This is a genomic window from Alcanivorax sp. VBW004 (genome assembly GCF_009718865.1).
Classification (GTDB): domain Bacteria; phylum Pseudomonadota; class Gammaproteobacteria; order Pseudomonadales; family Alcanivoracaceae; genus Alcanivorax.
In genome coordinates, this window is sequence record NZ_WNHC01000001.1 from 3,428,021 (window position 1) to 3,450,526 (window position 22,506).

Consider the following 22,506-nt stretch of genomic DNA (forward strand, 5'->3'; position numbering starts at 1 on the left):
AGGATCGGTGGCGGGAGTGGGGGCACTACCTAGCTTGATCCGCCGGCACCAGCACCATGGCATGCATGTCCGCGAAACGCGCAGCATCCGTGCCCTGAAGCTTGTTGTACTTAATGATCGACTGCAGGGATTTCACATACGCCTGCCCCCGTTCGGAATACTTGTCGAGGGTAGTGGCCGCCTCAAGGCCGGTATAGCGTTTGCCAGCCTTTCGGCTGCTTGCCCGCAGAGTGCGAAAATGTGTATAGGCCGGGTGGCTATTGAGGTTCAACGCATGGGCTTGTACCGACTGCAGTGGCGCATCAAAGGCCGCGATTTTGTAATTGCCCATCCCGCTACGCTGGCTCTGCGGAGTGATCCCCTTCCCTCCCCACGTCCATTGCCCAAACAAGGCGTTACCAGCGAACGCAAAACGGGAGGTTCCCCAGCCACTCTCCTCCGCTGCCTGAGCCAGAATTAGCGAAGGCGGAATCACATCGACCCGGCGTAACAGCTCAGCGACACGCTCCTTGCCGCCTGTTTCCACCCGGTACTGGTCGGCCAGCTGCTGGAGCCAGCGGTTATCGTCAGCGGACAACGCAGATTCCATCTGCAGACCAAGCAGGCGTTCCCGGTCCTGCTGAATCAATTCATTACTGCGCAGTATCAACGGCCCCACAGCACGGAAGAACAGTTTTTTCTTGAGGCTGACACTGATCTCACGGCTGACATCCTTGCCCCACTGCTCCGGCACCGTGGAGAGGTAAACCCTGGGCACATGGCGGTCGCCTTCCACCCAGTTTTTATCGGTATAGTGAAGCTGCTCAAACAACTCGAGCACCGCGCGATAATCATCAATGATCACCACACTGACCCTGCTCTCGCCTCCGGTAGCCTCGGCGTAATCCGACGCCAGCGCGGAACAACTCCACAACATCAGCAACGCAGCGAATATGGTTCTTGTCATCACCTCTCCCTCTTTGCCCGTTCTGCTTGCCGTTTATTAATAGCAAACCGCGCCAGGCTCCCTGATCCGTCACACGACCATGAAGATCTGTCATGATTCCTTTCACCAATCCCTTTATCATGGCCGACTTTAACCATGATGTATTCTCCGGAGGAAGCGTGAGCGCGGACCTGAGCCAACATACGCCGATGATGCACAGGTGTGTTTAGGCTGCATCTAAAGGATCCCAAGCATACTCTTTTAACTTGCTACACAAAAACCTATACCAGAATTGTGGATTGTGGCGGATGTAGATGGACAGTGCTAGATATATGAAAGCACTGCCGTACACAACTGCAAATAAAGTAATCGTAAGAAGTTAATCCAAGTTTAGCAGGGTATAGCGGGCGCGGGTCGTGGGTAGCTTCCTCGCTTTTCCATGACTCCAAAACTGACCAAAAGGTCAGTCATTGGCTACGCCTCTTGTAGCAGATTCTCCAATTTATTCGCATCCTATACTGCTGCTGTTTCTTAGCCCTGACACAGCTTCATTAAGGGTTAGTCTAACTATAAAGGCTTCCTTCTCTCTGTGGGTAACTCGGAAGGTTAATGTAAGGGAGAATTAAGGAGGAAAAAATTCAGCGTGGAGGCAGAGGGGACCGACCATCGCCGCATGCGGCGATGGCGGCACTTCGAAAGAGGACTTACTGCGATCGATAAATCAACACACGATGATTACGGGAGTCGGAAACTAACAACCCTTGGCTGATAAACTTTACGTCGCTGGGTAAACTCAACGTACGTGCCGTGGGGGTAGCGTCACTAGTACCGTTCTGGTCATCGTCGTTCCTCCTTTCGTGATTGAATTCCCCTTGGCCGAGGACTACGTCAGCGGGCTCGAAGCTGGAGGTCGGGAAACGATTCCAGACAAGAACACGACTGTTTATCTGATCAGCAATCGCGAGTTGAACGCCGTTAGAATCGACTTGGGAAGGAAGTTCAAGGGTTCTAGCAGACGGTTCGCTATCCTTAACGCCACCACTACCAACCCCGGTGCAACGGTCTTTTGATTGGGCGACGAATCGTCGACATTGGTAATGACCAGCCCATGCCCATCAGAAGCGGCCTGAAAATCAATACCAAACCAGGGCAGCTGAAGCGTGCCGTAACCGGCCAGAATAAAACATAAAATAGCGACGATACCGCTACTCAGTAGAATACCCCGGGGAGCAACACCTCGCACCTTACCCCCTGCGGTAACCTTTTCCCCATACCCATTGAAGAAAAGCATTACACCCTCCACTCATTATTATTACGAAGCACCCACATCCATTTTAGACGCCTACACCACAATGCCACCTGCGGCACCCAGCCTAAAAAGCCAAAGTTTCAAACAACCAGAAGACATTTACCACTCATAAAAGAATCTCCCCCGGCGCAGCCGCAAACCACAAGATCAGCCAGGTGAGTTCTATATCATCTCTGCAGGCACTTCTAAAAAGCACGCCAATCCCAAAGAGTGTTAATGAGCAAGCTAAAAAAGTACAGCCCCGAGCTTAAGCATGAAGCGGCTGATCAGATCCTTCATCCTGGGGTTAGCTGCTGACAGGTAGCGTTTTATCTGAACTTCACCGCCGCTTTCTTATCCCGCTAGCGCAGGGACACTTCATGACTGATGAAAAATTTAGTATGGGACATGCCTACTTAAAAAACGAGCCACCTCTTTACTAAAAAAGGCGGCTCTCCTTAGAAATTAATATTACCCAGAAAAATTCAATTTAATATTTTTTCAACTTCTGGGGGCTTTCTATATTTTGTAGCCTGCTCAAATCCATATGCAATTTCAATAATTGTTTTTTCATCCCATTTTCTTCCGAGAAATTCAACACCAATAGGCAAAGGCTTCTCATCAGATGTAAAACCTGCCGGCACAACAATCGATGGCTGTGATGTGGTCGATCCAAACTCACAGTTATTTGGTTGAAGTATTCCTGTCGGCTGAGGCGGCGTTCTAACAGGTGGATAAACCAAAGCATCCAAATTCATCTCATCCATTTTTTCTTCAACGTAAATCCTCATTTCTTCTCTTTTGGAAATCTTTTCCAAGTATACGTTCTCAGGAGTTAATCTTGCTGCAAGCGAAGCCAAAATAATTGTATTTATGAACGGGTGAACATCTCCACTTAGCGATACCTCCGCGGTAGTTTTAACTGGAGCGTCAAACTTTGAAAGATACAAATCGAGGTCATCTGGAAACTCCTCAAGAATAACCATAGTCGATTCGAAATCCGGGAGCCTAACATCATCAACAATTTCTGCCCCCCCCTCTTTCAACTTATTGATTACATTATCAAAGACTGCGTTCACATCTTCATTATCCCCTATAGAATCCTGTCTTCCATAAGACCTTAGCACACCGATTCTTTTTCCCTGAAGTCCATCTTTTCTCAAACTCTCCATATATGAAAATGGCCGCTGCGCAGTTAACGTCTTGGGATCTGAACTATCTGGCTCAGCCATTATGTCCAACAACGTAACCGCATCTTTAACCGTTCTCGCAATAGGGCCAGGTACATCCTGCGAATGACTCAGAGGAATCAACCCATCTTGAGACAACAACCCCACACTCGGTCTAATTCCTACAAGAGACTGGTTTGACGGGGGAAGCCTTATTGAGGCACAAGTGTCAGACCCCGTACCTACAAGCCCAAAATTCAGAGCGACCGCAGCGGCACTACCACCGCTTGATCCTCCTGCATCTTTCTCAGGATCATATGCATTCCCCACACGTCCAGTTCTGCTATTATAACTTTGGGTAAAAAAAGCAAACTCCGTCATTGTTGTTTTCCCCAATATCAACGAACCCTGCGCTCTTAATTTTGATACTGTAAAAGCATCATCAGGTGGCTGAGATCCCAAAAGAGCCAATGACGAAGATGTAGTAGGAAAGTCATAGGTATCGTAAAGATCTTTCAATAAAACGGGAACACAATGCAGTCGTCCAACGGGACCACCACTAGAATAGCGCCGGTCTAATTCCTTTGCCTGATCACGCCACGAGGGGTTAATAGCAATAATTGACTGGAAAGACTTCCCTTCAGTTGATTCTTTCTTGTCATACATGTCGATACGGCTCAGATAAGCCTCAGCTACATTTTCGCAAGTAGCCGGCTTTCCTGTGTCAGTGATTACCTTTTTATATTTAAATGCATCTTGCAGGTCTGCAATTGTTGCTTCTTCAAGCGTAAATTGTTTGCTTCCGCTTAAGTCCGCTAACTCATTATCTGAATCAGATCCACACCCAGTAATAGAACCCACGATAATTGAACTAAACGTTAAAGTTCGTAGAAGTTTCATTTGCAATCTCCATGAATAGAGTTCGCAATCTATCGCAACCTTCATGCCAAGTTTAAAGCCAGTTTTATGGGAGCAAAGGTCAATATTGGCACCAAAGGTAAACATTTTACCAATTGGTGCTTACTTTTGGTGCATGCAACTTAGCCCTCTCCATTCATTTGCGATGAGCCAAGCCAAGCGATTCAAGTAGCTTGACCAGATTGAGGTGGCCTTGCTGTCACCTTCATTCCGCTCGCAATCTATCTGCAATTCGAGTTCAGGTATCCGAATCAAGTGGCTGAAGGGGCCTTCCAACTCCTCCAGGTTCTAGCTGTGTGGATTTTGAGAGCTTTGGAGAATGGCAAGTTCGGCAAGCCCTGTACCCTGATGGTCACAATTCCCTGATTGCCACGATGAAAAAGCTTCGACCGAAGTGCATTATCATGGAAGCAACAGGCGTGTATTACTTTGATCTGGCGGTGGTTCTGGTTGAGGCCGGCCTGCCCGTGGCAGTAATCCCCCCCAAGAGCACCAAGAACTTCGCCAATATCAAGCTGCAGAACAGCAAGACCGACAGCATAGATGCCGCACTGCTGGCCGAGTACGGCATGCGCATGGAGCCCCGTTTGTGGACACCACCAGATCAGCACCGCCAAGCCCTTCGAAGCCTCGGAAGGCAGATCAACCGCCTGACCGGTAGCCAGACACAGGCAAAGAACCGCCTCCACGCCATGAAGGCCGCGCAATCTACGCCCACGCTGCTCGTTGAAGATGAGCAGGAAGCGATTGAGATGCTTGGTCGACGCATTGAGCGGTTGAAACAGGCTGCGATGACGCTTCTGAGACAATCACCTGAGCTCAAGCGTTTATACCGGCATTTCTGCGCGGCCAAGGGTATCGCGCAGGCAACGGCCCCCGCGTTTCTGGCTGAGCTCCGCGTCTTGCCGGATCACCTGAAATTCGCTCACAGGTCAGCAGTCGTGCCGGGCTGGATATACGCCTGTACCAGTCTAGAAGCAGCGTTCATAAGGCCTCGAATCAGTAAAGCAGGCAACGCGCACATACGCTCAGCGCTGTATATGCCCGCCATGTCAGCCGTGCGCTTTGATCCGAATGCCAAGGCATTTTATGAAACCCTGGTAGCCCGCAGGAAAACCAAACTGCAGGCCCAAGTGGCGGTAATGCGAAATACCTGACAAGTTTGTGGGCCTGCGTTAAAACGGATACCCCGTTCGATGCATCGCTGATTTTTATTGGTTGCCATGCGAAAAATGCTTGCTCTTGAAAAGGGCATCAAAAAGCAGATTTCCAAGATATAATTTATATAGCGAAAACCCCTTTATCCTAGTTTTACAGAATTTGTCTTAACAGGCCTTCTAAATTTTATAACAAGGCCTAAAAACTTATTTTATTGATGAACTTTGATAACTAAGACTGATCCCTCCTGGCGGAATTTTCAGTTTAATCTTCCCTCCTTCCAGCCCAGCCAAAGAGATATTCAAGCTTATATATTTTTCTTCTTTGTTCTTCATTTTTAAAAACAGCCGCCCATCCGGAAGAAAATCTAATGGCCCTTCAAGGGTAACTGCATCGATAGGCTTACTTTTAACATCATGCCCACCGGCACCATTTAAAACAACCAATCCCGGAGCATCAAACAACAAATCAAATGTAATTCTAAACATGGGGCCATCTTCGGTTTCAAAAATATAACCAATAGGTGGAACAGTACGCAGACCGTCTGCATCCTGGTTATATCGAACTCGCATGATGTTAGGGCCTGTTGATGACTCCACAGGCAACAAGCTAATATTTTCGCCTAAAATTGTATCACTAAGATCAAGACCCAAAACGCCAAGGACATCCCCCAACGTTTTCACAACACCTCCAAGTATTCCTCCAATAACAGGAATGTTACTCAACGTTCCACCCAACTCATCAGTATCTAAAGGCAAGCCGATTATTGCTACTGAGTCTAAATTTGTTAATGCCACCATGGTGGGATAAATAACAACAGGAATACCTTCCTTCTCTGAGTCATAATTTAATATTTCTGAATTTAGCGCCCCCGAAACATACATCACCTTTTTACTATCGCATCGTATTGCGCCGCCTTGCCCAAGCGCCTTAAATCCGCACCCAGTATTTGCTTTTGTAATAATTCCACCCCCACCTCCCTCATGAGGTAGAACCAATGTCGCATTATCTAGCAAATCAGAAGGACTGATCTCAGCAGAAGTTATTGCAATTTCTTTTGAATCAATCTGTAAATTGTTGTTTACATCCACACTGGGAAGATTCGCCAACTCTTGGAAAACAGTACTAGAAGGAGAGGATCCCCGGAAAAGAATCTCCATATGCGGCCCTCCACTCTTTAAACCATCTCCCATAAGGAGCGCTGTCTGCAAAGGCAGGCCATCTACGGAACAGATACCCAGGCAACCAGTCCCACCACCATTACTAAGCAATACATAACGGTATAAAGCACCCTCTTCCCATGCACTTTCTGGCCTAAACGCAAGGCTACGGCTAGCCACCTCTAACTGACCAGAAACGGCCTTCCATTCACCCTCCTTTTCTTTTTCCACCAAAAAGGTGTCCCCAAGAACGATGGTTTCGGCATTCATATTCTGTGAGAAACGCACGCGAATGTTACGGTTAGCGGGAATTAATGTAATAGGAAGTTTATCAATTTCAACCTGTTCGTCTTTAGGGCTAGAGGATATACATACACCTTGAAAACCGGCGTTGATTTCTGCCTGGGTCGCAGAAGTACTTGCACAGGGAAAACCAGGATATGTTGTAGTGACAAAAGGACTTCGGCGAACATCTACCGGTCCATTATCTAGTTGCTGTGGCGCATTGAAATCGACTGACACATATTCAGGCAGGGTGAAATCCAGGCTGTTGTCGCCTTCCAGGCTGTCCAGCATTTGCAGCGCATTGCCTTCCAGATCGGTAATCTCCGGGGTGGTGGTGATCACATACTCGACACCATATTCCACCGGGGTATCCGGGGTAATAATCAGCGCGCTGCCATCCAGCTTCCAGGAAAAGGGCTCCTGCATACCGCCCTTGGTGAGCATCAGGCTGGGGCTAACGCCTTCGGCGTCAGCGTCGGCGGGGCTCTTAATGGTGGCCTCTTCCAACACTTCATTGAAGTGGATAATGATCGGATCGCCGGGCTCCATACGGTTTGCCACATTACCTGGCTGCCAGGACAGTTCCAACCCGTTGCCGCCATCCATCGCCGGCACAAAGGGATTCACCGTATCAATGGGCTTCTGCGGCGCGATTTCTTGATCTTGATAGGACTCCATGCGGAAGCTGAGCACACCGTAGGCGCTATCCACCCCCAGTACACGGGGTTCGACAATGGTGATGGCATCAGCGATAAGCTGCCCATCTTCAATCAGGCCCGCGCCTACCAGCTCCAAATGCAACAATTTCTGCGTAAATGCACCGTTGGCCCTGGGATCTTCGGTTGCAAATGCAACATCCATAAACAGGCGCAGTTTCTTCGGTGCGTCATCGCTCTCTGCATTCGGGTTGGGGAACAAATAACCAGAGGCATCAGAAATAATCTGAACAGTCACATCACCTGAATCAAAACCGACTGGCACCGCACCACCAATCAATACCTCGAGGGAATCCCCTTTAAGGATCCCACCCTTCTTCACCCGTAGCGGCGTAACTTCGGGGAAGTTCGGGGTAAATGCCAACTCAGCATACACATCACCCTTTTGCTTGGAGAACGTCTTGTCTTGCAACAGCGTGCTGTTTAGCGGAACACAGTTAATCGGCTGGCCAGTGAGCTCAGAAACGCGAACACCTTCATCCTGGCACCCCAGGGAGGGATCCGCCGGGGGGGCATTGGTGACCAGTACAGCCCGCTCACCCGTGGTCGGCGAGGTGGTGTCCTGAGGCACCGTGGTGTGGGTGTACGCCTCAATATCGTCGCCAAATACACTCTTGAGGCCGTTTACCGAAAGCTCATAGGTAGCGCCCGGGGCCATGTCCTCTTTGGGATCCACACTGATGGCCGTGCGCCCGACCAACAGCTGGGCCGGCACCAGTTCACCATCCCGGGTCAGGCTAATGGTATCGCCATACATCGCAGTGGACTCATCAATCGGGTGGGAGGTACGCAACCGGAAGGTGGTGAAATCCATGCTTTCGAACTGCTGATCGTCCGGAAACAGGGAATCCACCTTGAAGTCCGCAGCGCTTTTTTGGGTGCTTATCGGGCCTTCCAGCGCCGCCCGGGTGGTGAAATTCAGTGCGCCATCACTGAAGTTAACTGTTTCACCCAACACCGTGACGCCATCCATAACCACTTCATAATCCGTGGCGGGATTAAGCGCATCGTCCGGAGTCAGCACCACACCGCGGCCATCGGCCACGGATTCCAGCGTGAAGGGCACGCCCCCCTCCGGCCCGGAGAAGACAAAATTACTGGCCTCTGCGGTCACTTCCTGGCTGAACTGCAGCGCCACAATAGTTCGCGGCGCCACATGTTGCTGATTATCCAGCGGGTAGCTGTAGTGCAGGTTGCGCGGGTTAAACGTCGCGGTGTCGAAGCTCACATCAGCGCTGTCGTCACCACAACCCATCAAGGTTGCAGTGGCGAGAGCGGTCAGTGCGAGTGCAATATTGTTCTTTTTCATGATGCACCTCTGCTTAGAACTTGACGGTCAGTGAACCACTGAATACATGCACATCACCATCGGTGTTCACGCTCTCATAGGGGTTACTGACACCGGGCCGAGTTGTTATCAGTTCGAAATCACGCTCTTGCAGCTGCTGGTATTGATAGCCGAAATCAAGACGCATGGGGTAGGCCAGGATCGGCGGGTTCTTGATGATCAGGGAGCTGCCCACCCCTACAATCAGCCGGTCATTGTCAAAGTAGTTCACGTCCGGCGTCTGCAAGCTTTCGAGCGGGCTTTCCTGATACGCCACACCACCAAACAGAATCATGTGTTCGTTTACTGTCCACTCGGCACCAATGCGCGGCACCAGCACATCCTTGAACGTGGCGTTGGCCTGATTTTTTACTGTATCGCTCCCCAGCACCTCTTCCAGGTCCTGCCAGTTCTGCTGCTCAACAGAGATGGCAGCGCGGAAGTTATCGCTGAAGTGGTACAGAATACCGGCACTAAGAATGTCCGGCTGGTAGGAGTCGATGGTGCCAATAAGTACGGTAATGCCAGGGTCCACCACCGTGCCAGGAATAGTCAGGTTGGATTCCACCGCCGTGCGGGCCTCTGTATGGCCACGGAACACAAACGCTGTTTCCAGTCCGGTCCAGATACCACAGTCTTCCTTGCTGCAGAAAATCTTGCCCCACTCCAAATTCATGGACAGAACAGGGCGAATGACGGGCTTGGCCGTCACTGTAAGCTCTTCATACTGGGTAGTACCCGACAGATCCGAACTGGCAATTAAGGTGGCTTCACTACTTAGGGAGACGTGGGCAGACGCCCCGGTGGTAATACCATTGGCGACTTCAAGCCCGCCCCCCAGGTTCAGGAACAGGGGCTGGCGGCCGTAGCGCATGAACTGGCCTTCCAGGGCCACCCCTGAATTAAAGGCCATCATTTCTTCACCGAACTTCTCGACCCCGGCAATAATGCCAAAATAGAGCGGATAATCCCCTTTCAGCATGTCCGAGAGATCGGTCTTGAGGGCGATAATCTGTTGTTGGGCGTCAGCCACATTGGCTTTGTCACCGTCACGGATTACCGCAGCACCACCACCACTGGGATTGCCGTTACCGACCACACTCAAATCATGTTCGGCATGCAGCAGCCCCAGCGTCAGTTCACCGCGGGGGTCCTGGGTCAAGTAAGCCGGGTTGTAATAGAGCGCAGACGCCTGGGTATTAAACAGCGACATAGCTTGGGCCGTACCCACATCGAAGGGTAAAAGACCGTAAGTACTGGCGGCATTCCCCATTGATCCGAACGCCGCGGATGCAAAAACCATAAAAAGTGAGGAAACATATATTCTTGCAAAAAAAGCGTTTCTTGTAATCATGAAAACCTCATAATTCCAATAACAAAAAATGGAAAAATAAAAACATTCACACCCTTCTTTAATCTAAAAAGAAAGGAATATACGCTCTATACCCAAACTAAAATCAATCAACCGAACATCCATTTATTAGATCCTTATAATCACACCAATGACAGGATCTTTTTTGGACATTCTAGGTGGCGGAGAATGACAACTTTAATGTCACTAATAATGCAACCCAAGCTGGGTTACTCTCTTAAGTCAGGGACATATATTGTGGAGGTGACACCAAGTCGATTATTCACTTGGAAAACCATGCAGACACGAGCCATCAGACGATCCGACCGCTTCAATTATCAACTTCCCGGGATGCGTTTTCTGCTCCTGGACATCTCAGCGATTACCACTTTGAATGCCAGAACGGCGCACGGGGAACTGGTTGTAATTCAAAGCTCTATAGGCGGAAAACTGTGGTTCACCTTACGACGGAAAAGCCATCTGAAAAAATCGTAGGCTGAACTTGACCTGACAAAAACCCTAGGAAAAACCGCAACTATCATATCAGGCCTTAATTACTACAGAAAAAACCTCAATCACTAAAACTTCCATGGCAAACAATCATAGACAAGCTCACTACTTATATACCAAGTCCAAACTATTAATCAGCACACCCAAAAGCTGACCCGTACGCATTATTTCTTCCAAAAATAGCCAGCAAGATGAACAAGTAAAACCATGATAAAAACAATGTCCCTCCCTGCTTATTGGAAGCATTTTCAAGCCCCTCAGAAGACATGACTACTTCTTGGGAGTTGCCACCTTCATCACTTTCATCTTGGTTATTTACGCTATCCACGTCATCATGCTTTTCAGTAACATACCCAGCCGCCATAAAAACTTCATCTATTTGAATCCAAGAGTCATTCCCCCCCGGCTTCAGCCCTGCATAAACTCTCACTTGATCGTTATCTCCAGAGTTAAACGATATTTGATAATTAACATACTCATCTCCTCTAATCACTGATTTATCAGCCAACGAGACGCCATCCCTCCCCCTTACACCAAAGAGAGCCAGCTTAGATCCAGATGCTCTCAACCACCCTGTCAAATAATAATCAGTATTACTTGCAACAGAAACGTCCTGATATATTTCATGCCACTTATCATCATTACTCCTTATCCAACCATTACCATTGCCCAAATGACTTAATTCGACATAATGGTCCAAGCCACATACGCCATTACATTCCCAGTGCAAGTCATTGGTAACAGCATAAGCTCCCTCGTATTCAAAACCTCCATTAACAACCCAATTCGCAGGAACCGGCGGATCATTAAATACCCTCATTAAATCTGGAAGTTCATCTTTAAAACTGCGAATCCAGTAACCTGCAGAATGCTGTCCATCACCATAAGGGTAAAAGTTGTGAACGACTCCCAACTCATTTAGGCGGTCATGCATAGAAAAATTCATTCTTTGCACTTCAGCCTCTTGAATCCATCCCATGAACAGAGCAATTGGATTATAACCAACCTGGCTATCAAGGGGCCCAATCTTCCCATTACCAAAGTAAAATGAAAGATGCATTCCTCTTAAATTAGAAGCCGATTTAAGCGGATTGTGTTTTTGACGCTTCAGTGTATCCAATGGCCATAGACCAAAAATTGAATACGGCATCCTTCCTTCTATAATGGGGGAAACGCCTATCCAGTTTGACACTAGCTCTCCGCTTGTATCCACTGCTCCTGAAAATGATGCTGCAGCGACAAAATGATCAGGATGCCTAGCGGCATAGCTCATAGCGCCATAGCCTCCCATGGAAAGTCCCACTACGGCACGCGCCTCGCGACGCGCGTCGGTTTTTAATGTGTTATCAACCCAGGGAATAAGCTCTTCGAAGAAAAAGGTTTCCCATTTCGGGGTACCGAAGATACCGGGAACAGTGGCATCCGCATACCAGCTTCCTTTTCCCATGGACGGCTGAACAATAATTACGTCGAGGTCTCCAACAATTTCTTGCACGCCCCATATCGTCCAGTCTTCGTGGGTTCCTCCTCCACCATGGAGAAGATAGATAACCGGATAAGCTTTCTCACTCTCAGTGTACCCTGTTGGCAACATCACTCTTACTGTGGTTCCACTCACGAGATTCCCGGAGACAATATCGAAGTCAGTAATTCTTTCGTTTATTCGCTGGCTATCAGCAAGTTCAAAAGAATGGGCTGGCGTACAAATTAATAATAAAAGCGTAACCAAAAAACAGAGCAACCGGATCATCATGGCACCTCGCAATGAGTAAAACCTTGCATCATGCCAATCATCACACCGTTGAGAGGGACAAGTCCGGACAAGCAGAGGCTCCGGAGCCGACACTTCCGATAGCTATATCACCCTCTCGCCACCCTCCGAAGACGTTCATAAAAGTCCTGTAACACCCTTTCGCTCGACGGCTCCAATTTTATGCCAGCGTTAACCAACAACCCCGCGACCATCACATAGTGACCAACAAGCATGGTCAATTCGATTACCTGCTTTTGAGTGTATCTCTTGTTCAGCGCAAGCCAGTTTTCTTCATCCACCAGGCGTTGCTGGCACAACTGGTCGCAGGTTTCCGCTAACAGCTGATCGCCGCAATTCGCGATCTCCATGGAAGGTTTTGTCATCTCAACGATTTCTTGATCGCTAACGCCAACCTTCAATGCCATTTCCACATGCTGCCCCCATTCATAGCGGCTTCTGCAGTGCCAGGCCACACGGAGAATCGCTTTCTCCCTATCCGTGGCAGGAAGCCGCCCGAAGGGCATCATCTGAGAGGCAAAAACCAGCCAAGGCCAGAAAATCCGCCCATTGATGCCGATGACGGGAAAGATATGAGGCAGCTCCGTTCGACCAAAGAACCGCACCAATCCGGACAGGCTTCGCAGCAAGAGGGCCTGCTCCCGACGTGGCGGGGCAGGAATGCGAATACATTCAGGGCATGCCCAGCCCTGCTCGGGATGCAAGAGATCTGAATTTCTCATGATTTGCTGTTTCCTCGTTGTCGATATTCGCCTGGCGTTAAGCCCGTCCGCTTCTTGAACCAGCGAATAAGAGATTGCCTGGACTGGAATCCAAGTTGAAATGCTGCCACCTCCAGTGGCTGACAGCCATTCAATAACAGGTCTGACGCCCTCTCCATTCGAATTTCATCAATCAGACTACGAAATTTAATGCTATGGGCATCCAGACGACGATGCAGAGTGCGGCCACTCATGCCCAACTGATCCGCCACGTCTTCCAGGCTGGGGGGGCTGTCGACAAACATGGCATGCACCAGGCGCATTACGGTTTCCGGTAATGTCATGTTTTGCTGTCGTTGCTGCATCAGCGAATCAGCATGTTGCGCCAGTGTCGTTTTAATACTCAGGTCCCCATGGCTCAGCGGCTGATCCATTAACGCTCGATCAAAGCAAATTCCGGCTTGCGGCTGGTCAAAATAAATCGGGCTTTGAAACAGCTGTTGAAGGCGTAACCGCGTCTCTTGATTCTCAGGCGCGCAGTGGGAGAAATGAACTTCGAGAAGAGCCAAGGGGGTCGGTTGCAGAAGGGTACGGGCAAGCACGATGAAACTGCCCAGAACATAATCGTAAGCGTGCCTACGAAACAGAGGACTGCCCGCTAGGCACTCCCAATCAACGCGGACCCGGCCAGGCAAGTGGACAACCTTGCTATTCCCGAAACTACTGAGGAGTCCGTTGTACCGCACGAGCAGGTCTAAAACGTCGGCGAAGCGTGTGCAACTCTGGCTCAGGTAGCCAAGAACCCCAAACGCCGCTGGCTGAATGTTCTCCGCCATCACCAGCCCGAAGGGGTAACCCGGAAACCGTCCATCGAGTTGTTCCAGAAGCTCTTCGAGCATGGAAATTGGCAGTGTGACTTCCGCCCCGATGGCTGGATTATTATTGCCCAGCTGGAGCAACCATTGGTCCACATCAAGACCATTTGCCTGTGCGGTACGAGCCAGATGCTGGAGATGGGGGGCTGCCACCCAGTTATCGTTATCATCCACAGTCATTCTCCAAACGATATCGCCGAGTATGTCACACCTTCTGCCAACCAAGCTGTGCTGGCATTTTCAGACCCTTATTGTGGCGCGATTGGTTACCGGGGGGAACCGGACGGCATGGCATCATTCCTATTCTTAATAGGAGATCACCATGAAGTCACTGCGTAATAAACTCTGCCTGGTTACCGGCGCTGCCAGCGGAATTGGCCGGGCAACGGCGCAACAGCTCGTGGCCGAAGGCGCAAGGCTGTGTCTAACCGACATTGATCAAACGTCTCTGGATACTGTAGCGCAAGAGCTGGAGGAAAAGGGCGGGCAAGTCTTATTCCACCGAGCGTTTGATGTCTCTGACCCGGATGCGGTGCAGACGTTCGCCGATGCCATTCATAAGAAGCATCATAGCGTCGACATGGTGATGAACATTGCCGGCATCTCAACCTGGGGCACGGTTGAGAACTTGGAGCTAAAGCATTGGCGTCAGATCATCGACGTCAATTTACTAGGGCCAATTCATATTATCCACGCATTTTTACCGCCGATGATCGAGGCGGGCCGAGGCGGCCATCTAGTCAATGTCTCCTCCGCCGCCGGCTTGTTCGGCCTGCCCTGGCACGCTGCCTATAGCGCCAGCAAGTTCGGCTTAAGAGGCATTAGCGAAGTACTGCGTTTTGATCTGCGTCAGCATGGTATCGGTGTCAGCCTTGTTTGCCCCGGGGCCGTGGACACTGGTTTGGTAAAGACCCTCAATGTGATTGGCGTGGACCGTAATGACCCCGATGTGAAGGCTCTGACGGGGCGCTTCCAGCGTCATGCTAAACCCCCTGAGCATGCGGCGAACAAGATCATCGCCGGTGTTAAGAAGAATCGCTACTGGATCTTCACCTCTTTTGATATTCGCTTAGGCGTATTCGCCCAACGCTTTTGCCCACCACTCTATGAAGCGGCCATGAAGTGGCTGAGCCGTATGGTATTCAGCGTATATAAAAAAAACGACAGCAGCTCGCCCCGGTGATTTCTCAGGCCACCCACTGGGGCCGACGTCGGCCCGAAGAGCTCGCAGCAATCCCTCTTCATCGGCACGCCGCACTGGTTTAGCTGGTCATGTAAGTGACAGCGCAAGCCCGACGTCCCCCCGGCAATTACAGAAAAGAAAGACAAGTATAGACGCGAACCAGGGAGCCTCTGAAAAACTCCTCACGTGCTCAGCGTGAGCCTGAAGCGTGCAGCTGCTGTGTCTTGTCTCGACGGACGGGGAGGCTCCCTAGATCAACAACGCCAATAATACAAAGGTACTTGAGGCAGAAATTCAGAGAGTTAACATCCCAGAAAACGATAATGTCACACAAAAACATACACTTTCATTTCGACTGCAAAGGAAAGTCATTGAACCTCGAGGTCATATCTGATGTGAATCCAAAAAATACGGTGAGATTCGCACGGCCATCACCATTCGGTGCCCGCCCAAGTTATTGAGTGGCTGAATGTTCCGCGCCCAAGCCTGCAGCTCCCCTTACGCATTTCCGACTGGACGCTCCAGCAAGGCCCTATTGTGGGCCTAAAGAATCTGAATCTCACCATTTCCTAGCTCTTTGGCCGCGAGCCAGGAAAAGCAGCAGCCAATCAAAATGGGCGACCTAGAACACTTCACAATCCACGATCTGCGACGCACCTTTCGCAGCCTCTAGGTTGCGGAAGGCGTGCCGAGTCATGTGGCGGAACGGTGTTTGAATCACAAGCTGAAGGGAGTTGAGGGTATTTATGACAGATACGACTATTTCGATGAAAGGAGCTCAGCCCACCAGAAGGTGGCAAACCTAGTAGAAGCCGCTATATAGCTGCTCACCTCCCAAAACGTTGCGAGCACGCTCTATCCCGGAAGCAGGGGCAATTACAACCAATTTTGTCATTTCAACTCAAATATTTAAACTTAACCACCAAATCATGATAGCCTCTCAGGCTTCAAATCCGGAGAGGCCGAACCATGATCCGCTGCCACCTTGCCCGCATGATGGGCGAGCACAAGATGCGTATTGCCGATGTGGTGAGAGAGACAGGGTTAAGCAGAAACACCATTACCCTGATGTACAAGGAAACCGCCCAGAAGGTGGACCTAGATGCCATTGAACGGCTCTGCGCGCTCTTTGAATGCCAGGTAGGCGACCTGCTTGAGCTGACGCAACAATAAACAGGGATCGTAATGAAGTTTAACGAAGACACCCGAGTAAAAATCCCGACCATCCTCCATTTGATGAGGCTGGGCTATCAGTATCTCTCGCTCAAGGGCCAGAGCTGGGATCTGGACACCAACATATTCCCTGAGCTGTTCTCATCAGCAATCACGCAAATCAACCCCGGCATCGAGGCGGACGATGTTTCCCGGCTCCTGGAAGATGTCAAACTGCTGCTCGACAACGAAGACCTGGGGCGCGCCTTCTTTGAAAGGCTAAGCGACCGCTCCAACTCCAAGCTGATCGACTTCGAAAACTTCGACAACAACAGCTTCCACGTCGTTACCGAACTGACCTGCCAGAATGGCGATGAAGAGTTTCGACCAGACGTCACCCTGCTGATCAACGGCATGCCGCTGGTCTTTATTGAAGTGAAAAAGCCGAACAACCGTGAAGGCATATTGGCGGAGCGGGATCGCATCAACAAGCGCTTCCAGAATCCCAAGTTCAAGCGCTTTGCCAACATCACGCAGTTCATGATTTTCTCTAACAATATGGAGTATGACGACGGCGACCCAGAACCTGTTCAGGGCGCGTTCTACGCCAGCAGCTCTTATCATAAGCCGGTCTTCAACTACTTCCGTGAGGAAGAAATCCTGAACCTTACGGCCTTACTCAAGCCGTTATCAGGTGATGACGAAATCAAGGTGTTGAAGGACAACAACCTGGAAGTCATTCGCAGCAATCCCGAATTCATCGTCAATAAAGACCCGAATCGGCCAACAAACCGCATTTGCACTTCCCTGGTCAACAGAGACCGGCTGGCGTTTATCCTGCGTTATGCGCTCGCCTATGTGTCAGAGACTGACGGGCTGCAAAAGCACATCATGCGCTACCCGCAGTTATTCGCCACCAAGGCCATCAAAAGGAAACTCAATGATGACGTTAAGAAGGGAATCATCTGGCACACCCAGGGCAGCGGCAAAACAGCGCTGGCTTTCTACAACGTGCGCTTTCTGACGGACCACTTCCAGAAGCAACAGATCATTCCCAAATTCTACTTCATTGTCGACCGGCTGGACTTACTGCAGCAGGCGCAACGGGAATTCACTGCTCGCGGCCTGACGGTGCACACCGTTAACTCCCGAGAAGCCTTTACCCGCGACATTAAGGCAACCCAGGTTATCCACAACCATTCCGGCAAGCCAGAAATCACGGTAGTGAATATCCAGAAATTTAAGGATGACCCGGACGTCGTTTCGACCCAGGACTACGATGTAGCTATCCAGCGCGTGTATTTCCTAGATGAGGTCCACCGCAGCTATAACCCTAAAGGGAGCTTCCTGGCCAACCTGAGCCAGTCAGACACCAATGCCATCAAAATTGGCCTCACGGGCACGCCGCTGTTAGGCGACGATTACAATTCCCGCGCCCTGTTCGGAGAATACATTCACAAATACTATTACAACGCCTCTATTACCGATGGCTACACCCTGCGCCTGATTCGAGAAGAGATCGCCACCAACTACAAAATGATCTTGCAACAAGCTTTGGAGGAAGTGGAAATCCAGATGGGGGATGTGGATCGCAAGCTGATTTACGCCCATCCAAGCTTTGTCGAACCCATGCTCGATTACATCATCACCGACTTTGAAAAAAGCCGGGGAGCCCTGAATGATGCAACCATAGGTGGCATGGTGATCTGCGATAGCGCAGATCAAGCCAAGCAGATGTTCGACATCTTCAATGGCGTCTACGCGCAGGCCGCCAGCTCACCTGATGAAATCAAGGATTCCGCTCAAGCCATGATTGCAGCAGCCAAGCCTGACAGCTATGCCGCCAAAGCCAAGCAAGACAACAAGATCAAGAGCGCAGCGCTGATCCTGCATGACATAGGCACCAAGGAAGAGCGTAAGGATTGGGTGGAAGACTTCAAAGCCGGGAAAATCGACTTTCTGTTCGTCTTCAACATGCTGCTCACCGGGTTTGATGCCCCAAGACTAAAGAAAATTTATCTGGGCCGAGTCATCCGCAAGCACAACCTGCTACAAGCCTTAACACGGGTAAACCGCACCTATAGGGACTTCCGTTACGGCTACGTGGTGGACTTTGCCGACATCCGCAAGGAGTTTGACGCGACCAACAAAGCCTATTTTGATGAGCTGCAATTAGAACTCGGCGATGAAATGGAGCACTACTCCAACCTGTTCAAATCCCAGGAGGAAATGAAGCAGGAAATCGAGCATATCAAGGATGTGCTGTTCCGTTTCGACATCGAAAATGCCGAGGTATTCACCGACCAGATCAGCCAGATTCAGGACAGGGAAACCATCCTGGCTCTGAAAAAAGCACTGGGCGATGCGAAAAGCCTCTACAACCTCATCCGCCTACAAGGTGAGTACAACATCCTGGATGAGCTGGACTTCGCCAAACTTAACATCCTCTATCGGGAAACTTGTAACCACCTGGATATGCTCAACCTCAAGGAGAGCATCGAGCAAGGCACGGATACCGGCAATTTACTGAATATGGCCCTTGAGGATGTCATCTTTAAGTTCATCAAGGTGGGCGAAGAAGAACTGGTACTGGCCGACAAGCTGAAAAACACCTTGCGCCAAACCCGCGAAGCCCTGGCCAGTAATTTTGACCAACAAGACCACAAGTTCATCAGCCTGAAGGAAGAGCTGGAAAGGCTATTCAAGAAAAAGAACCTCAGCGAAGTCACCCAGGATGAGATGGTGGCCAACATCGATGCGCTCAACAAGATCCACGAGCGCGTTAAGGAGCTGAACCGCGAGAACAACCAACTTCGCCAGAAATACCATGGTGATGCCAAATACACCCGCATTCACAAGCGCCTGCAAGAGCGCGGCCCAAGCCCCAACTTAGCCAGCCAGGCAGAGCGCAAGATCTTCGAAGCCCTCACCGGGGTAAAGCAGGACGCCGATGAGCAGGTACTGAATAACAGCCAGATACTGGACAACGAAAGCTATTTTGAACGCCAGATGATGCCCTTGGTGATCAGGCGCTTCAAAGGCGAGCAAAACATACAACTCAACGCCGACGCCTCACGCTATATCAATCACCTGGTTGTCGCCGAATACCTGAATGAATTCAGCACCGGAGCTCGTACGTGGTAGAACTTGAATTTAGAGACAAAACAAAGGCGCTGATCGATAGCCTGAAGAACATATGCGCCCACTATGGCTTAGGCAACGACGGTAATGAATTCAAAATTATCACCCAAACCTTTCTATACAAGTTCCTGAACGACAAATTCGCCTACGAGGCGAAGAAAATCGACGAGAAGGTCGCCAACTCCGAAAAGTGGGAAGAAGCCCTAGTCGCCATGAGCGAAGACGAGCTGGAAATGCTCCAGTTGCAAATGGGCGGCGATACCGCACGCTTAAAACCGCACCACTTTATCAGCTACCTATTTAGCCAGCAGAACGCGCCAGACTTCGCCAAGCTGTTTGATGACACATTGCGCGATATTGCCCAGACCAATAATGACGTGTTCGCGGTAAAAACTGATGGCGGTGCCAAGGTGGTGCTGTTTGACCGCGTGAGTGAATACATTGCCGATGAGTCCAAGCGCGATGCTTTCTGCCGCGCCATCATCAATAAGTTAGTGGAGTTCAGCTTCGAGCGAATCTTTACTCAAAAATTCGACTTCTACGCCACCATCTTTGAATACCTGATCAAGGACTATAACAGCAACTCCGGCGGCAAATACGCCGAATACTACACGCCCCATGCCGTGGCTCGCATTATGGCGGCCATTCTGGTGCCCACGGAGCAACAGGGCAAAGTCAAGGACGTTAGTTGCTACGACCCTTCCGCAGGTTCAGGCACCCTGCTAATGAACGTAGCCCATGCCATTGGTGAGAACCGTTGTAGCATCTACACTCAGGACATCTCGCAGAAGTCCTCAAACCTGCTGCGTCTTAACCTGATCCTGAACAACCTGGTGCACTCCATCCCCAATGTGATCCAGGGTAACACCATCTTGCACCCCTTTCACCGGGACGGCAAAGACCTGAAGCGCTTTGACTATATAGTTTCCAATCCACCATTCAAGATGGATTTCAGCGACTTCCGTGATGAGCTGGACAGCAAAGAAAATAAAGAGCGCTTCTTTGCGGGCATCCCCACTACCCCTAAGAAAGAAAAAGAAAAGATGAAAATTTATTCTCTTTTCCTTCAACACATAATCCATTCGCTAAAATCAGGCGGAAAGGCAGCAGTGGTTGTGCCTACCGGTTTTCTTACTGCAAAATCAGGGGTTGATAAGAAAATTCTTCAGCATCTCGTCAAGGAAAACCTTGTGGCGGGCGTAGTATCTATGCCATCTAATATCTTTGCTACAACTGGAACCAACGTTTCAATTCTGTTTATAGATGACAGCGACAAAGACAAGGTAGTACTGATTGACGCATCTAACCTAGGTGAGAAAATCAAAGACGGCAAGAACCAGAAAACCGTTTTGAGCGCGGATGAAGAAAAACGCATTATCGACACATTTAATTCCAAAGAGGCTATAGAGGATTTTTCCGTTTCTGTCAGCTATGACGAGATCCAGGCCAAGAACTATTTACTAAGCGCAGGCCAGTATCTTGATGTCAAAATCGAATATGCAGATCTGAGTACAGAGCAGTTTGCCGAAAAGATGCAGGACATTACTAGCAGACTGGAAGGTTTGTTTAGCACGTCTCGTGAACTAGAAGCTGAAATTAAAAAGCAATTGGCGGGGTTGAAGTATGATCTTTAACTCGTCGAAATATAATAATAAGTGGAACACCAAGCCACTAACTGACCTTGGAAAGTTTCAAAGAGGAAAGTCCAGACACCGCCCTCGAAATGACCCTCAGCTTTTTGATAATGGAACTTATCCGTTAGTACAAACAGGAGAAGTTAAAGCAGCCAATTTATATATTCGTTCTCATGATGCTTGCTATAACGAATTTGGCCTTTCACAGAGTGCTCTATGGCCTAAAAACACTCTATGCATCACTATCGCTGCAAATATCGCAGAAACCGCTCTACTGGGTTACCCAATGTGCTTCCCTGACAGCGTTGTTGGGTTTAATGCAGACCCTGAAGAGTCGTCAGAACCCTTTATGCACTACGTATTCACCTACATTAGGAAGGCAATTCAGAATTCTGCGAGTGGAAGCATTCAAGACAATATAAATATTGAGTATCTCACTGGGCTACGATTTAAGATTCCACTTAAAGATTACCAAGATAAAATCGTAGCTATTTTGTCAGCATTAGACAAAAAAATTGAAATCAATAACCGCATCAACGCCGAACTGGAGACCATGGCCAAAACCCTGTACGACTACTGGTTTGTACAGTTCGACTTCCCCGATGCCAACGGCAAACCCTACAAATCCTCCGGCGGTAAAATGGTCTACAACCCAACCCTAAAGCGGGAAATTCCGGAGGAGTGGAGTGACAAAACGCTATCTCAGATAGCGAACATTACGATGGGGCAATCTCCAGAGGGGAGCTCCTATAACGAAGAAGGTGTTGGAACTATTTTCTATCAAGGCTCCACCGACTTTGGATGGCTATTTCCCAGCACCCGTCAATACACAGCAGCACCAAGCCGCATGGCAAAGAAAGGCGACATTCTTTTAAGTGTCCGCGCTCCTGTTGGCGACATGAATATTGCTAACACTGATTGTTGTATTGGCCGCGGGCTGGCTGCATTGAATAGCAAAATCGGATCGGACGGATTTCTTTTTTATGTGATGAAGTACTTCAAGCAGATTTTTAACCGCCGAAACTCTGAAGGAACAACATTCGGCTCCATCACAAAAAGCGATCTTCATTCGCTCACGTTGGCATACCCGACAGCGGGTCTGCTCAATAAATATGATGACGTAGTGACGAATTATAACAAGATGATCTTCGAGCGAAGTCTTGAAAATCGTGAGCTTATAAGTCTTCGAGATTGGCTGCTACCCATGCTAATGAGCGGCCAAGTAACAGTAAAATAAGGAAA

General features: G+C 49.5%; 14 protein-coding genes. 6 read left to right on the plus strand and 8 right to left on the minus strand.

Annotation, left to right across the window (positions count from 1 at the left end; genetic code table 11):
* Nucleotides 1–25: 25 nt before the first annotated feature.
* From F1529_RS15615 to F1529_RS15625, 3 genes are all read right to left on the minus strand, one after another.
* The gene (locus tag F1529_RS15615; protein WP_155136140.1) at nucleotides 26–946 is read right to left on the minus strand and encodes a glucosaminidase domain-containing protein; all 921 of its coding nucleotides are present in this window, start codon (nucleotides 944–946) and stop codon (nucleotides 26–28) included.
* A gap of 922 nt (nucleotides 947–1,868) precedes the next feature.
* On the minus strand, nucleotides 1,869–2,216 hold the full coding sequence (locus F1529_RS15620) for a hypothetical protein (RefSeq protein ID WP_155136143.1): 348 nt from the start codon (nucleotides 2,214–2,216) through the stop codon (nucleotides 1,869–1,871).
* A gap of 482 nt (nucleotides 2,217–2,698) precedes the next feature.
* Nucleotides 2,699–4,282: an amidase family protein gene (locus F1529_RS15625; protein ID WP_196220417.1), complete on the minus strand. Its 1,584-nt coding sequence runs from the start codon at nucleotides 4,280–4,282 to the stop codon at nucleotides 2,699–2,701.
* A gap of 314 nt (nucleotides 4,283–4,596) precedes the next feature.
* Here F1529_RS15625 and F1529_RS15630 point away from each other — a divergent pair, with 314 nt between their 5' ends.
* A complete protein-coding gene (locus F1529_RS15630) occupies nucleotides 4,597–5,457 on the plus strand; it encodes a transposase (protein ID WP_155136149.1) in 861 nt (286 codons plus the stop codon).
* 207 nt (nucleotides 5,458–5,664) lie between these two features.
* On the opposite strand, the gene F1529_RS15635 is transcribed toward F1529_RS15630, so the two are convergent.
* The 5 genes from F1529_RS15635 to F1529_RS15655 all read right to left on the minus strand — a co-directional run bounded on the left by F1529_RS15635 (nucleotide 5,665) and on the right by F1529_RS15655 (nucleotide 14,328).
* The gene (locus F1529_RS15635) at nucleotides 5,665–8,928 is read right to left on the minus strand and encodes an Ig-like domain-containing protein (RefSeq protein WP_155136152.1); all 3,264 of its coding nucleotides are present in this window, start codon (nucleotides 8,926–8,928) and stop codon (nucleotides 5,665–5,667) included.
* A 13-nt stretch (nucleotides 8,929–8,941) separates the two neighbouring features.
* Nucleotides 8,942–10,159 carry an OmpP1/FadL family transporter gene (locus tag F1529_RS15640; RefSeq protein ID WP_230457813.1) on the minus strand — a complete coding sequence of 406 codons (1,218 nt, stop codon included), beginning with the start codon at nucleotides 10,157–10,159 and terminating at the stop codon, nucleotides 8,942–8,944.
* A gap of 778 nt (nucleotides 10,160–10,937) precedes the next feature.
* On the minus strand, nucleotides 10,938–12,560 hold the full coding sequence (locus F1529_RS15645) for an alpha/beta hydrolase family protein (RefSeq protein WP_155136157.1): 1,623 nt from the start codon (nucleotides 12,558–12,560) through the stop codon (nucleotides 10,938–10,940).
* A 107-nt stretch (nucleotides 12,561–12,667) separates the two neighbouring features.
* Nucleotides 12,668–13,300: a carboxymuconolactone decarboxylase family protein gene (locus tag F1529_RS15650; protein WP_155136160.1), complete on the minus strand. Its 633-nt coding sequence runs from the start codon at nucleotides 13,298–13,300 to the stop codon at nucleotides 12,668–12,670.
* Nucleotides 13,297–14,328 (minus strand): AraC family transcriptional regulator, encoded by a 1,032-nt coding sequence (locus tag F1529_RS15655; RefSeq protein WP_196220418.1) that lies wholly within the window; start codon nucleotides 14,326–14,328, stop codon nucleotides 13,297–13,299. The genes F1529_RS15650 and F1529_RS15655 overlap by 4 nt, the downstream gene beginning before the upstream one ends.
* A gap of 148 nt (nucleotides 14,329–14,476) precedes the next feature.
* Here F1529_RS15655 and F1529_RS15660 point away from each other — a divergent pair, with 148 nt between their 5' ends.
* From F1529_RS15660 to F1529_RS15680, 5 genes are all read left to right on the plus strand, one after another.
* Nucleotides 14,477–15,337, plus strand: a complete 861-nt coding sequence (locus F1529_RS15660; protein WP_155136166.1) for an SDR family oxidoreductase — start codon at nucleotides 14,477–14,479, stop codon at nucleotides 15,335–15,337.
* A 969-nt stretch (nucleotides 15,338–16,306) separates the two neighbouring features.
* On the plus strand, nucleotides 16,307–16,510 hold the full coding sequence (locus tag F1529_RS15665; protein WP_155136169.1) for a helix-turn-helix transcriptional regulator: 204 nt from the start codon (nucleotides 16,307–16,309) through the stop codon (nucleotides 16,508–16,510).
* Between the two features lie 12 nt (nucleotides 16,511–16,522).
* Nucleotides 16,523–19,633, plus strand: a complete 3,111-nt coding sequence (locus F1529_RS15670; protein ID WP_155136172.1) for a type I restriction endonuclease subunit R — start codon at nucleotides 16,523–16,525, stop codon at nucleotides 19,631–19,633.
* Nucleotides 19,627–21,264: a class I SAM-dependent DNA methyltransferase gene (locus tag F1529_RS15675; RefSeq protein ID WP_370457053.1), complete on the plus strand. Its 1,638-nt coding sequence runs from the start codon at nucleotides 19,627–19,629 to the stop codon at nucleotides 21,262–21,264. The genes F1529_RS15670 and F1529_RS15675 overlap by 7 nt, the downstream gene beginning before the upstream one ends.
* Entirely contained in the window at nucleotides 21,254–22,501 is a 1,248-nt protein-coding gene (locus tag F1529_RS15680; protein ID WP_155136175.1) for a restriction endonuclease subunit S, read from the plus strand. Before F1529_RS15675 ends, F1529_RS15680 begins: the two co-directional genes overlap by 11 nt.
* Nucleotides 22,502–22,506: the final 5 nt, after the last annotated feature.

What these genes read in the sequence shown, in the direction of transcription:
- F1529_RS15615 (WP_155136140.1), bottom strand. Translation starts at nt 946, where the DNA reads ATGACAAGAACCATATTCGCTGCGTTGCTGATGTTGTGGAGTTGTTCC.
- F1529_RS15620 (WP_155136143.1), bottom strand. Translation starts at nt 2,216, where the DNA reads ATGCTTTTCTTCAATGGGTATGGGGAAAAGGTTACCGCAGGGGGTAAG.
- F1529_RS15625 (WP_196220417.1), bottom strand. Translation starts at nt 4,282, where the DNA reads ATGAAACTTCTACGAACTTTAACGTTTAGTTCAATTATCGTGGGTTCT.
- F1529_RS15635 (WP_155136152.1), bottom strand. Translation starts at nt 8,928, where the DNA reads ATGAAAAAGAACAATATTGCACTCGCACTGACCGCTCTCGCCACTGCA.
- F1529_RS15640 (WP_230457813.1), bottom strand. Translation starts at nt 10,159, where the DNA reads ATGTCGCTGTTTAATACCCAGGCGTCTGCGCTCTATTACAACCCGGCT.
- F1529_RS15645 (WP_155136157.1), bottom strand. Translation starts at nt 12,560, where the DNA reads ATGATGATCCGGTTGCTCTGTTTTTTGGTTACGCTTTTATTATTAATT.
- F1529_RS15650 (WP_155136160.1), bottom strand. Translation starts at nt 13,300, where the DNA reads ATGAGAAATTCAGATCTCTTGCATCCCGAGCAGGGCTGGGCATGCCCT.
- F1529_RS15660 (WP_155136166.1), top strand. Translation starts at nt 14,477, where the DNA reads ATGAAGTCACTGCGTAATAAACTCTGCCTGGTTACCGGCGCTGCCAGC.
- F1529_RS15665 (WP_155136169.1), top strand. Translation starts at nt 16,307, where the DNA reads ATGATCCGCTGCCACCTTGCCCGCATGATGGGCGAGCACAAGATGCGT.
- F1529_RS15670 (WP_155136172.1), top strand. Translation starts at nt 16,523, where the DNA reads ATGAAGTTTAACGAAGACACCCGAGTAAAAATCCCGACCATCCTCCAT.
- F1529_RS15680 (WP_155136175.1), top strand. Translation starts at nt 21,254, where the DNA reads ATGATCTTTAACTCGTCGAAATATAATAATAAGTGGAACACCAAGCCA.